Origin of the sequence: Halomonas sp. H2 (genome assembly GCF_050215315.1) — a bacterium.
Lineage (GTDB): Bacteria > Pseudomonadota > Gammaproteobacteria > Pseudomonadales > Halomonadaceae > Vreelandella.
Map to the genome: position 1 here is coordinate 2771277 of NZ_CP189760.1, position 13303 is coordinate 2784579.

9 protein-coding genes are annotated in these 13303 nt (G+C 55.6%); 2 read left to right on the forward strand and 7 right to left on the reverse strand.

Annotated features, from left to right (window positions below; genetic code table 11):
* The first annotated feature begins 4 nt into the window (after window positions 1-4).
* Both ACQE2I_RS12905 and ACQE2I_RS12910 read left to right on the forward strand, forming a co-directional pair.
* Window positions 5-1123, forward strand: a complete 1119-nt coding sequence (locus ACQE2I_RS12905) for a glycosyltransferase (RefSeq protein ID WP_427028479.1) — start codon at window positions 5-7, stop codon at window positions 1121-1123.
* On the forward strand, window positions 1062-2126 hold the full coding sequence (locus ACQE2I_RS12910) for a lysylphosphatidylglycerol synthase transmembrane domain-containing protein (RefSeq protein WP_427028480.1): 1065 nt from the start codon (window positions 1062-1064) through the stop codon (window positions 2124-2126). The genes ACQE2I_RS12905 and ACQE2I_RS12910 overlap by 62 nt, the downstream gene beginning before the upstream one ends.
* Window positions 2127-2234: 108 nt before the next feature.
* Here ACQE2I_RS12910 and sucD read toward each other — a convergent pair whose 3' ends face one another.
* From sucD to sdhA, 7 genes are all read right to left on the reverse strand, one after another.
* Window positions 2235-3107 (reverse strand): succinate--CoA ligase subunit alpha, encoded by an 873-nt coding sequence (gene sucD, locus ACQE2I_RS12915; protein WP_427028481.1) that lies wholly within the window; start codon window positions 3105-3107, stop codon window positions 2235-2237.
* Window positions 3107-4273, reverse strand: a complete 1167-nt coding sequence (sucC, locus tag ACQE2I_RS12920) for an ADP-forming succinate--CoA ligase subunit beta (RefSeq protein ID WP_035577585.1) — start codon at window positions 4271-4273, stop codon at window positions 3107-3109. The genes sucD and sucC overlap by 1 nt, the downstream gene beginning before the upstream one ends.
* Window positions 4274-4436: 163 nt before the next feature.
* Entirely contained in the window at window positions 4437-5876 is a 1440-nt protein-coding gene (gene lpdA / locus ACQE2I_RS12925; protein ID WP_427028482.1) for a dihydrolipoyl dehydrogenase, read from the reverse strand.
* A 140-nt stretch (window positions 5877-6016) separates the two neighbouring features.
* Window positions 6017-7570, reverse strand: a complete 1554-nt coding sequence (gene odhB, locus ACQE2I_RS12930; RefSeq protein WP_427028483.1) for a 2-oxoglutarate dehydrogenase complex dihydrolipoyllysine-residue succinyltransferase — start codon at window positions 7568-7570, stop codon at window positions 6017-6019.
* A 38-nt stretch (window positions 7571-7608) separates the two neighbouring features.
* Window positions 7609-10443 carry a 2-oxoglutarate dehydrogenase E1 component gene (locus ACQE2I_RS12935; RefSeq protein ID WP_427031467.1) on the reverse strand — a complete coding sequence of 945 codons (2835 nt, stop codon included), beginning with the start codon at window positions 10441-10443 and terminating at the stop codon, window positions 7609-7611.
* A gap of 349 nt (window positions 10444-10792) precedes the next feature.
* Window positions 10793-11503 carry a succinate dehydrogenase iron-sulfur subunit gene (locus ACQE2I_RS12940; RefSeq protein ID WP_427028484.1) on the reverse strand — a complete coding sequence of 237 codons (711 nt, stop codon included), beginning with the start codon at window positions 11501-11503 and terminating at the stop codon, window positions 10793-10795.
* Window positions 11504-11530: 27 nt separating this feature from the next.
* Complete coding sequence (sdhA, locus tag ACQE2I_RS12945; RefSeq protein ID WP_427028485.1) at window positions 11531-13303, reverse strand: succinate dehydrogenase flavoprotein subunit; 1773 nt, start codon at window positions 13301-13303, stop codon at window positions 11531-11533.

Below are 13303 nucleotides of genomic sequence, written 5' to 3' on the forward strand. Positions count from 1 at the left end.
TAGCTTGCACATTGCCGATGTGACGATGTTTCATGCCCCCGCCAGCGGCGGTGTACGCACCTATTTGCAAGCCAAACATCGCGTGTTTTCACGTATTCCACAGCTGCGGACTAGCCTGCTGGTACCGGGAGCGGAGCGCGATAGCCTCGGCGACCATCACACCTTACCGGCGTTACACCTTCCTCTGGGCCAGGGCTATCGCTTCCCACTGCGAGGCTCACCCTGGCGCGATACCTTGATTGACCTAAAGCCTGATCTTATTGAGGCTGGCGACCCGTATGTAACGGCATGGGCAGCGCTGGCCGCGGGTCAGCGCCTTGGCGTGCCGGTGGTGGGCTTCTATCACTCCGACCTTCCACGCTTGATGGGTGACCGCTTTGGACGCTACGTTGAAAAGCGCTTAATCCGCTATGTCACAGAACTTTATAGCCAGTTTGATAGCGTGCTAGCGCCCTGTAACGCTATGGCTAATCGACTGAATGACTGGGGCGTCGATAACGTTCGCGTTCAGCCATTGGGCGTCGATTTGGCGCAATTTAATCCCCAGCAGTGTGACTCTGCGTTTCGCCAAACCATGGGCATACCCAGCGACAAAAAGCTGCTGATATTTGTGGGCCGCAATTCCCGCGAGAAAAATATTGATGTGCTGCTTACGACGATGCGTCAGCTAGGCAACGATTACCATTTGCTGCTGATGGGCCCCGGCATGCCACATCACGTACCCAGCAATGTCACCATCGTGGATCGCTGCTGTGGCGCCCACGAGGTCGCGAAGGCGCTGGCCAGTAGCGATGCGCTGCTACACGCAGGCACCCGCGAAACCTTCGGCTTAATTGCCCAAGAGGCGATGGCCAGTGGCCTTCCGGTAATAGCGGCAAATGCTGGGGCACTGGCAGAAAATGTACCCCTGGGGGCGGGTATTTTATGCCAGCCGCTTGACCCCGTTGCCATGGCTGATGCGTGTGTGGCGCTGTTCAGCAATGATGTCGCCGCCAGCGGACGCTACGCGCGCCGCCATGTGGAGCGCCATTTCAACTGGGATGGCGTCATGCACTCGCTGCTTGAGCACTACCAACACCTTTGCCACGGCAGCCAACCGCATGCACTCCGCCAACACCACTAATCGTCGCCAGCTACTAAAGTGGCGCCCCATCCACGGCGTGATGATTGCCTTGGCACTAGTGACGCCGCTCTTGCTTACCGCATGGCTGGGTGGCGCTGAGGCACTACAGCGCGTCAAACACTTTCCGCTCGGGTTGCTGTCATTAATGCTGGTGATGGCGTTTATATGCTGGAACCTTAATGCGGCACGACTGCGGTTAATGCTCGGCGGCCGTGCCGGCAGGCTAGGCCAAGGCGGCGCGCTGGGGATTGAGCTGGCGTCTAAGTTTGCGCTGTGCGCCACCCCAGGCGGCAGCGGGGGCCCGGCTACCCTGCTCGTATTGTTAGCACGGCGTGGTTTTCCGCCCGCCAAAGGCGCGGCGGTTTTCCTGGTCGACCAAGGTTGCGATTTACTGTTTTTCCTGGCTATGTTGAGCGGACTAGTGCTGTTTTCACTGCTCAGCGACACTCAGTGGCCGCACCAATCACTTGTGCAATGGGCGCTGGTCGGCTTAACGTTTATGGCCACGCTGGTCAGCGTGGTGATGCGTTATTTGCCACGTCTATTGCGCTCTCCCGGCGTGAATACGCCATGGCCGAGCCGTTATCGGCGGCGCTGGCTTGCACGGCGTCTATTACGCTGTCGGCATGCGCTTAAAGTCACACTTGAGCTGCCGCGCACTACGCTCATCGCTATGATGCTGCTGACCACCACCCACTGGCTGATGCGCTATAGCTTGCTGTATTTGGCAGTATTGGGAACTGGCGGACATGCAGATTGGATGTGGACGTTTTTAACCCAAATGCTGGCGATGGCAGCGAGTCAGCTTAGCTTTTTACCCGGCGGCGCGGGGGCTGCGGAGGTGGGCGTAGGTAGCCTATTGCTGCCGTTGATGGAGCGCGATCAGGCCGCCGCCGCGGTACTGGTATGGCGGCTGGTCAGCTACCATCTTTATCTAGCGGCGGGCGCACCGCTGTTTATTTTATATAGCTACCGAATGCTGCACCGTTCACCGATGCCATAGTTCTCAATAACATAGTTCTCAATAACATAGTATTTAATAACATAGTCCTCAAAAAAATAAGGGCGCCCCGAGGGGCGCCCTTATAGCGTGCAGCTAGTCGTCAGTGGCTTACCAGCCAGTGACTTCTTTTAGCGCATCGCCGATTTCAGCCAAAGAGCGCACAGTTTTAACACCGGCGTCTTCTAGGGCCGCAAACTTCTCGTCTGCGGTGCCTTTACCGCCAGAGATGATCGCGCCCGCGTGACCCATACGCTTGCCAGGAGGTGCAGTCACACCGGCAATGTAGGATACCACTGGCTTAGAAACGTTGGCTTTGATGTAAGCCGCTGCTTCTTCTTCAGCCGTACCGCCGATTTCACCGATCATAACGATGGCTTCGGTTTTCGGATCCTTCTCGAACATCTCGAGGATGTCGATGAAGTTGGAACCCGGAATCGGGTCGCCGCCGATGCCGACACAGGTAGACTGACCAAAACCGTGATCAGTGGTCTGCTTAACGGCTTCGTAAGTCAGGGTACCCGAGCGAGATACGATACCGACACGGCCCGGCTGGTGAATGTGACCCGGCATAATGCCGATTTTGCATTCGCCTGGGGTGATAACACCGGGGCAGTTCGGGCCAATCAGACGTACGCCTAGCTCGTCGCACTTCACTTTAGCTTCGAGCATGTCTAGCGTAGCGATGCCTTCAGTGATGCACACAATCAGCTTGATACCGGCATTCGCCGCTTCAAGGATTGAGTCTTTACAGAACGGCGCAGGCACGTAGATAACGCTGGCTTCTGCGCCGGTTTTCGCTACCGCTTCTTTCACGGTGTTGAAAACGGGCAGACCGAGGTGCGTTTGGCCGCCTTTGCCCGGTGTAACACCACCGACCATTTGCGTACCGTAGGCAATCGCCTGCTCGGAGTGGAACGTGCCTTGGCCGCCGGTAAAACCCTGGCAGATGACCTTGGTGTTCTTATCGATCAGGATGCTCATTACTTGCCCTCCGCCGCTTTAACGACCTGCTGAGCCGCGTCGGTCAGACTGGTAGCCGCGATGATGTTCAAACCGCTAGACGCTAATTTTTCAGCACCCAGCTCGGCGTTGTTACCTTCCAGACGTACGACAACCGGCACGTTGACACCGACCTGCTCAACGGCACCGATAATGCCTTCAGCAATCATGTCGCAACGTACGATGCCACCGAAAATGTTAACCAATACGGCCTTAACATTGTCGTCAGACAGGATGATTTTGAACGCTTCTGCCACGCGTTCCTTGGTAGCGCCGCCGCCAACATCCAAGAAGTTAGCGGGTTTGCCGCCGCTCAGGTTAACGATGTCCATGGTGCCCATGGCCAAACCTGCGCCGTTAACCATGCAGCCGATGTTGCCATCAAGCGCGACATAGTTAAGTTCCCACTTCGCCGCATCGGCTTCGCGCTGGTCTTCTTGAGACGGGTCACGCATGGCCTGCAGGTCGGGGTGACGGTAAAGCGCGTTGCTGTCTAAGCCCAGCTTGGCATCGAGGCAGTGCAGATTGCCTTCGTCAGTAATAACCAGCGGGTTAATTTCTAACAGCGCCAGGTCTTTGTCGTGGAACAACTGGGAAAGACCTAAGAAAATCTTAGTGAACTGCTTGATCTGGTCGCCTTTCAGGCCCAGCGCAAAGGCTAGCTCACGCGCTTGGTACGGCTGTGCGCCGACCAGCGGATCGATTTCGGCTTTAAGAATCTTTTCAGGTGTTTCTTCTGCAACCGTCTCGATCTCAACACCACCTTCGGTAGAGGCCATGAAGACCACACGACGGGTAGTACGGTCGACGACAGCACCGAGATACAGCTCGTCAGCGATGTCGGTGCAGGTTTCAACCAAAATCTTGGCAACCGGCTGACCTTTTTCGTCAGTCTGGAAGGTGACCAAGTTCTTGCCTAACCACTTTTCAGCAAAGGCTTTGGCTTCAGCCGGGTCTTTGATTAGCTTAACGCCACCCGCTTTACCACGGCCACCGGCGTGCACCTGGGCTTTAACCACCCACATGTCACCACCGATTTTTTTGCAAGCCTCTTCGGCTTCTTCGGGAGTGTCGACTGCAAAGCCTTTTGACACTGGTAGACCATAGTCGGCAAACAGCTGTTTACCTTGATACTCGTGAAGATTCATCGATTCATGCCATTGGTTGCATGTGACTCGAACGGTAATCAGCTTGTTTAAAAGCACAAGCTTAAAAAAACTGATCACCCCCGTTCTTTCGATCTTTGTGGATTAAGACAAAGCCGAAAGTGTTGCGCCACCTAACGGTGGCGCTTCGTTGTTGCTTACTGAATTATTTACGCTTCTTGCGATTGGCCATGTGAATCGCGTGGCCTTCTACTGCAAGCGCTGCTTCGTGAACAGCTTCCGACATGGTCGGGTGCGCGTAGCAGGTCAGTGCTAGGTCTTCGGCGCTAGAGCCGAATTCCATCGCAATGACGCCCTGGGCGATCATTTCGCCAGCGTGCTGACCCACGATATGCATACCGAGGATACGGTCAGTTTCCGCATCGGCGATAATCTTGGCGCTACCTTCGGTGGCGTTGTTAGCCATCGCGCGGCCGCTAGCCGCGAACGGGAAGGTGCCGGTTTTAACTTCAATGCCTTTCGCCTTAGCGTCTTGCTCGGTCATACCGACCCACGCCACTTCCGGGTAGGTATAGATAACACTAGGAATAGTATCGTAGTTCATCTCGGCTTTATGGCCAGCGATGATGTCGGCCACCATGATGCCCTCTTCAGAGGCTTTGTGCGCCAGCATCGGGCCGCGCACACAGTCACCGATGGCATAAACGCCCGGCACGTTGGTACGGCACTGGTCGTCAACAAAGATGAAGCCACGCTCATCCAGCTCAACGCTAACGCCGTCGGCAATCACGCCTTTGGTGTACGGACGACGGCCAACACAAACGATGAGCTTATCAAAGGTCATCTCTTGTTCGCCGTTGGCATCGCTGTATTTCACAACGACTTCTTCGCCTTTGACTTCAGAACCGGTCACGCGAGCGCCCAGTTTAATATCCAGGCCCTGCTTCTTGAGCAGCTTCTGAGTCTCTTTGGCAACGGTGGCATCCACCATCGGCAGGAAGGAGTCCATGGCTTCAAGCACGGTGACTTCAGAGCCCAGACGGTTCCATACGCTGCCCAGCTCAAGGCCGATAATACCTGCACCAATCACACCTAAACGCTTAGGCGTTTCGGTGAATTCCAGCGCGCCGGTAGAGTCAACCACCAAACCTTCGGTCAGCGGAGTCGGCGGAATCTCCACCGGAACGGAGCCCGCAGCGATAACGATGTTATCGGCATCATAGGTGGTGGTATTGCCGTCGTTGTCAGTGACCTCAACCTGCTTGCCAGACACCACTTTACCGGTACCTTCGATAGCGGTAACGCCGTTGGCCTTGAACAAGCCAGAGATGCCGCCGGTCAAGTTCTTAACGATCTTGTCCTTGCGCGCCATCATCTTGGTAACGTCCATGGAGACGTCGCCAGCCTGAATACCCATATCGTCGAAATCGTGTTTGGCTTCAACGAACTTGTGGGATGCCTCAAGCAGCGCTTTAGACGGGATACAGCCCACGTTCAAGCAAGTGCCACCGTGAACAACACTACCTTCTTTACCGATCCATTTCTCAACACAGGCCGCTTTCAGGCCCATTTGTGCAGCACGAATGGCGGCGACATAACCGCCAGGGCCGGCACCGATAACGATCACATCAAACTTATCAGCCATGTTGGCTCCTTTAGCTTGCTGACCTCTCACCGCGATAACTCAAACCGGGCGAGAGGCTGTGTGCAATTGCAGATAAATCCTGGTTAAGCAGTAGCGTACTGACTCTCTATTTCAATCACTATCGCAATAACGCTTATGCTTTAGACATCCAGCAACAGACGAGCCGGGTCTTCCAGCAATCCCTTAAGGGTAACCAAGAATTGAACGGCGTCTTTGCCGTCGATCATACGGTGGTCGTAAGAGAGCGCCAGATACATCATCGGGCGAATCTCGACCTTACCGTTCACTGCCATCGGACGATCCTGGATTTTGTGCATGCCCAGAATGGCGGTTTGCGGCGGGTTAATGATCGGGGTCGACATCAAGGAACCAAAGGTGCCGCCATTGGTGATGGTAAAGGTGCCGCCGATCATGTCGTCCATGCCCAGCTTACCGTCACGACCACGCTTACCGAAGTCGACAATCGTGCGCTCAACGTCAGCAATTTTCATGCTGTCGGTGTCGCGTAGTACCGGCACGACCAAACCGCGGTCGGTGGAAACGGCAACGCCGATATCCTGGTAACCGTGATAGACGATGTCGGTGCCGTCGATAGAGGCGTTCACATCCGGATAACGCTTGAGCGCTTCTGAAGCCGCTTTGACAAAGAAGCCCATAAAGCCCAGCTTGATATCGTGAGCTTTTAAGAACGTCTCTTTGTACTGCGCGCGCAAGGCCATGATCTCGGTCATGTCCACTTCGTTGTACGTGGTCAGCATCGCCGCGGTTTGCTGCGCCTCAACCAAGCGCTTGGCGATGGTTTTACGCAGGCGACTCATAGGCACGCGCTTCTCGATGCGCTCACCTTCAACTGCCGGTGCAGCGGCTGCTGTCGCCGGCGCCGCAGCCTCTTCCGCTGCTTTCTTAGCGGAGCCATCTTTAACCGCTTTCTGAACGTCCTCTTTCAAGATGCGACCACCTTTACCGGTGCCCTCAATCTTGGCAACGTCCAGGTCGTGTTCGGCGACCATTTTACGTGCCGCCGGAGCGAGGATCTTGTCACCCACTTTCTCGTCGGCGCCAGCGTCATCGCTGCTATCGGCTTTAGCAGACGCTGAATCACCACCGCTATCGCCACCGGCACCTTCGGTGAAGGTAGCGAGAATCGCTTCGGATTCTACCTGGCTACCCTCTTCGGCTTTAATTTCAGCCAGGGCGCCGTCGGCTGGTGCCACGACTTCAAGCACGACTTTGTCGGTTTCGATATCAGCCAACACGTCATCGCGCTTGACCGCTTCACCGACTTTTTTGTGCCATGCCGCCACGGTGCCTTCCTGAATCGATTCCGGGAAGCTGGGAGCTTTCACGTCGTGCTGCTTACCACCGCCGTTACCACTGCTGGCAGGCTTGTCTTCAGCCGGCTTGGCCTCAGATGCTGCTTCTTTCGGCGCATCAGAAGAATTCTCTTCTTTGCTGCTAGACGCGCCGATTTTGCCCAGCACCTGCTCTGACTCAACGGTATCGCCCTCTTCGGCCATCACGTCGGTCAGGGTACCCGCTTCCGGTGCAACGACTTCGAGCACCACTTTGTCGGTTTCAATCTCAACAATCAGCTCGTCACGCTCAACGCTATCACCCGGCTTTTTATGCCACGCCGCCACTGAGCCTTCGGCAACGGATTCCGGAAAGGTTGGCGCTTTGATATCAGTAGCCATGTCGTTTCCCTTATATGTTCTCTAAATCCAGTGGCCGCTTATAGATTAAAAGCGTCTTCCACCAGCTGGCGCTGCTGTTCAGTATGGACGGACATATAGCCAGCTGCCGGGGCAGCAGAGGCAGGACGTCCTGCAAATTTCAAATCGCGCCCGAAGCCATCTTTCAGCATGTCGGCCACTGCACGCATATGGTGCTGGCTGGAGTACCAAGCGCCTTGATTCAGCGGCTCTTCCTGACACCACACAATGTCTTCTACGTTGGTATAGTCTTGCAGCGCTTCCAGAAGCTCTTCTTTCGGGAAGGGGTATAGCTGCTCAACACGTAAGATTGCCGTGTCATGACGCTCATTCTCAGCGCGCCACGCAGCTAAATCGTAGTAGACCTTGCCAGCACATAGCACAACGCGGGTGACTTTCTCTGGCGCAAGATCCGCCTGGTCGGCAAGTACCATGTGGAACTTGCCGTGGGCGAGATCTTCAAGACTCGAAATCGCTTCTTTATGACGCAGCAGCGATTTAGGTGTCATTACCACCAGTGGCTTACGCAGCGGACGAATCACCTGACGACGCAGCAGGTGATAAATCTGCGCGGGCGTGGTGGGTACGCACACCTGCATGTTGTGCTCGGCACACATTTGCAGGAAGCGCTCCAAGCGCGCCGACGAGTGCTCAGGGCCCTGGCCTTCGTAGCCGTGTGGCAACAGCATGGTTAAACCACACAACCGGCCCCACTTCGTTTCACCCGATGAGATGAACTGATCCACGACCACCTGGGCGCCGTTGAAGAAGTCACCAAACTGGGCTTCCCAGATCACCAAGTCATTTGGCGCGGTGGTCGAGTAGCCATACTCAAACGCCAACACCGCCTCTTCCGAGAGGTAGGAGTCATGAATGGTGAAACGCGGCTGACCATCGGTCATGTTCTGCAACGGCACATAGGTGGTGCCGTCTTTCTGGTTATGCACCACCGCATGACGGTGTGAGAACGTACCGCGTCCCACGTCTTGGCCGGTAATCCGAATCGGGTGGCCCTGCTCTAGCAGCGTGGCGTAGGCCAGGGTTTCCGCAAAGCCCCAGTTAAGCGCCAAGCCACCGGCCTGCATCTTGCGGCGATCATCATAAATCTTGGCCACTTGGCGCTGCACGTCAACGCCATCCGGCACTTCACACATACGTGCGGCTAACTGCTGCAGACGTTTCATATCGAAGGTGGTGTCTGCATCGCCAGACCATTCGTGGCCCAGGTAAGGCGCCCAATCAACGAACAGCGAAGCGTTAGGCTCTTGCACCAAGGCATTGGCAACGTGGTTGCCTGCCACTAGATCATCACGATAGGTTTCCACCATCGCTTTGGCGGACTCTTCAGAGAGTACACCCTGTTCAACCAAGCGCTTGGCATACAGTGTACGCGCAGAGGCATGATCTTTGATCTTGGCGTACATCATCGGCTGCGTGCCTGACGGCTCGTCAGCTTCATTGTGGCCACGACGACGGTAACAAACGAGATCAATCACCACGTCCTTCTTGAACTGCTGGCGATAGTCGAGAGCGACTTGGGTGGCGTGCAGCACTGCGTCCGGGTCATCGCCATTGACGTGAAAAATTGGCGCTTGAACCATCTTGGCAATATCAGTGCAGTACTCGGTGGAGCGAGCATCCAGCGGGTGCGAGGTTGTAAAGCCCACTTGGTTGTTGATCACAATGTGGACGGTGCCACCAGTTTTATAAGCACGGGTCTGGGACATCTGGAATGTCTCCATCACCACACCTTGACCGGCAAACGCCGCGTCGCCGTGGACGTTGATCGGCAGCACTTTGTTGCCCTCTTCGTCGTTACGGCGATCCTGGCGGGCACGCACCGAACCCTCTACGACAGGTGCGACAATTTCCAGGTGCGACGGGTTGAACGACATCGCCAAATGGACTTCGCCGCCCGGGGACATAACATTCGAACTGAAACCCTGGTGATACTTCACATCGCCTGAGCCGCGCTCGATGACTTTCTTGCCGTCGAACTCGTCAATCAAGTCAGCTGGGTTTTTACCCAAAATATTGACCAACAGATTGAGTCGCCCACGGTGCGCCATACCGATGACCACTTCCTTGGTGCCATAACCGCCAGCACGTTGGATAAGTTCGTCCATCATCGGCACAAACGATTCGCCGCCTTCCAGGCCAAAACGCTTGGTACCTGGATACTTGGATGCCAGGTAATTCTCCAAACCTTCGGCGGCCGTCAAACGCTCCAGCACGTGCTTACGCACGTCGGCGCTGAATTCCGGCGCACTGCGCACCGACTCAAAACGCCGCTGCAACCAGCGCTTCTCTTCGGTATCGACGATATGCATGATCTCGCAGCCGATGGAGCGGCAGTAAGTGCGCTCCAACGCATCCACGATGTCACGCAGTGGCGCTTTGTCGATGCCTAAAAAGAAAGAACCGGTTTGGAACTCGGTGTCCAGGTCAGCTTTTGAGAGCTGATGAAACGACAGATCGAGATCGGGGACGGGGGTGGGATTACGCAGTCCTAGCGGGTCAATATTGGCCTTTTGATGGCCACGGAAGCGGTAAGCGTTAATCAGTTGCAGGACTTTTACCTGCTTTTTGTTTTCACCGCTATCGGCAGCAGCGACTACTCGACCCGGGCGGCTTTCGCGCCCCAGCTGGTAGAACTGATCACGAACTGGGCTTAGTGGTACATCGTGGGAGGCACTGTCCTCAGAGCGCGGCAACTGGTCAAAATAGCTGCGCCATTCGTCAGGGACAGACTCAGGATCGGCGAGGTACTGCTCGTAAAGCGCTTCCACGTAGTGGACATTGCCGCCACTAACGTGAGAGGAACGCCACATCAACTCCATTATGCCTTGTTGCATCTCTCGGTCACCCTGCACTGATGGGGTGGTATCGGTATCGTCGCAAACGTGCGGCGACATCGCTATTGCCCTGCCGGCGGGGCGGGACATTTGCCGGCGGCGCCGGCCAACGGCCGGCAACCCTGTTCGTCTAGCTATTCGTCATCTAACGGTCATACGGTGTTTCATCTTCAGTTCATGCTCGAAAGCCGGTACCCCAGGCACCGGCTTTCAAACTTGTCTGATCAGCGCTGCGACGTGACGCCGCACCGCGTGACAAACCCTATGATAACAAGCGAAGCGTCATGATTTAAGTGGCATTGTTGCCCAACTTAAGTGGCATGCGCTTTTTTACAAACATCTCATAGACTTAGGTAGCATCAGCCAGCAGCATTTCACGAATTTTACCGATTGCCCGGGTGGGGTTGAGCCCTTTTGGACAAACCGCCACGCAGTTCATGATGCCACGGCAGCGGAACACCGAGAACGGATCTTCCAGATCGCTCAACCGCTCGCTGGTGGCCGTGTCACGTGAATCGGCTAGGAAGCGGTAAGACTGCAGTAAACCTGCTGGGCCGACGAACTTCTCGGGATTCCACCAGAAAGACGGGCAAGACGTTGAGCAGCATGCGCATAGAATACACTCATACAAGCCATCTAGCTTGTCGCGCTCTTCCGGCGATTGCAGACGCTCGATAGCGGGCGCAGGCGTGTCGTTCTGCAGGTACGGCTGAATACGCTCGTACTGCTTATAGAACAAGCCCATATCGACGACCATGTCGCGGATAACCGGCAAGCCTGGCAGCGGGCGCAGGATCAGCTTGTTGTTTTTGACAACGTCTGACAGCGGCGTGATACATGCCAAGCCGTTTTTGCCGTTCATGTTCATACCGTCTGAACCGCACACGCCTTCGCGGCAGCTGCGGCGAAACGCCAAACCGCTGTCTTGTTCTTTCATCATATGAAGAACATCCAGCACCATTACATCGCGGCCTTTAGTATCGACCTGAAACTCCTGCATGTAAGGTGCGGAGTCGGTTTCCGGATTGTAGCGGTATACGGATACCTGAAGATTGGACATAGTGACTCCCTCTCGTCAATGCAGCGTTTAGTAGGTACGAACCTTAGGCTCGAACGTATCAACAGTTTTCGGCTTGAAGTTAACGTCACGCTGCTTCATTTGCTTGGTTAGCGGGAAGTAGAGTGAGTGCTTCAGCCAGTTGACGTCGTCACGGTCTGGATAGTCGTAACGCGAGTGCGCGCCGCGGCTCTCTTTACGCTCAAGGGCAGCGATCGCCGTCGCTTCTGCCACTTCCATCAAGTTATCAAGCTCTAACGCTTCTACACGCGCCGTGTTGAAGGCATTGGACTTATCAGGCAGGTAGGCGTTGCCAATCCGCTCACGCAGCAGCGCTAGCTTGTCGACGCCTTCCAGCATGTTTTTCTCTTCGCGGAATACGCCGAACGAGGTCTGCATAATTTCCTGAAGCTCAGCTTTCAGCTCAGGGATGCTTTCGCCGCCCTCAGACTCGTTCCAGCGCGTAATACGCTTCATAGCTGATTCAACGTCAGTCTCGGAAGCGTCCAGGTATTCGATGCCTTCGTTCAGCGCGCCTTCAATAAACATGCCAGCGGCACGACCAAAGACGACCAAATCAAGCAGCGAGTTGCCGCCCAAGCGGTTAGCACCGTGAACAGAGACACACGCTGCTTCACCACAGGCGAACAGGCCGTTAACAATATGATCGTTGCCGCTCTCGTCCTGGGTAATTGCCTGACCATGAATATTGGTCGGAATACCGCCCATCATGTAGTGGCAGGTCGGTACGACCGGGATCGGATCTTTCGCCGGATCTACGTGGGCAAAGGTCTTGGATAGCTCAACGATACCCGGTAGGCGCTTGCCAAGAACGTCTTCGCCCAGATGATCAAGCTTCAGGAAGACGTGGTCACCCTTCTCGCCACAGCCGCGGCCTTCAAGAATTTCCATCACCATCGAACGGGCCACAACGTCACGACCGGCCAGATCTTTAGCGTTCGGCGCATAACGCTCCATGAAGCGCTCGCCGTCCTTATTGATCAGGTAGCCACCTTCACCACGGCAACCTTCGGTGACCAGCGTACCCGCACCGTAAATACCGGTCGGGTGGAACTGCCACATTTCCATATCCTGCATCGGGAAGCCCGCACGCAGCGCCATGCCAATGCCGTCACCGGTGTTAATCAAGGCGTTGGTGGTAGAAGCGTAAATACGCCCTGCACCACCGGTCGCCAGCACCGTGGCCTTGGATTTAACGTGAACCACTTCCCCGGTTTCGATACACATGGCGATACAACCCACCACGTCACCGTTGGCATTTTTAACCAGATCGACCGCGTACCACTCGTTCAGGAACACGGTATTGTTCTTCAAATTATTTTGGTAAAGGGTGTGCAGCAACGCGTGACCGGTACGGTCAGCCGCCGCGCAGGTGCGTGCCGCCTGGCCACCTTCACCAAAATTCTTTGACTGACCGCCAAACGGGCGCTGATAAATGCGACCATTATCTAAACGCGAGAACGGCAGCCCCATGTGCTCGAGCTCGAAAACCGCTTTCGGGCCTTCAGAACACATATATTCCGCCGCGTCTTGGTCAGCGATGTAGTCGCCGCCTTTAACGGTGTCGTACATGTGCCAGCGCCAGTCGTCGTTCGGGTCATCAGAGGCGATGGCGCAGGTAATCCCACCCTGGGCAGAAACGGTGTGTGAGCGTGTCGGGAATACTTTCGATAACACGGCCGTCTTTTTACCGGACTTAGCAAGCTCCAGTGCGGCTCGCAGGCCAGCGCCACCGCCACCAATGATAATGGCGTCAAATGTCAGGCTACGCAGATTAGACAT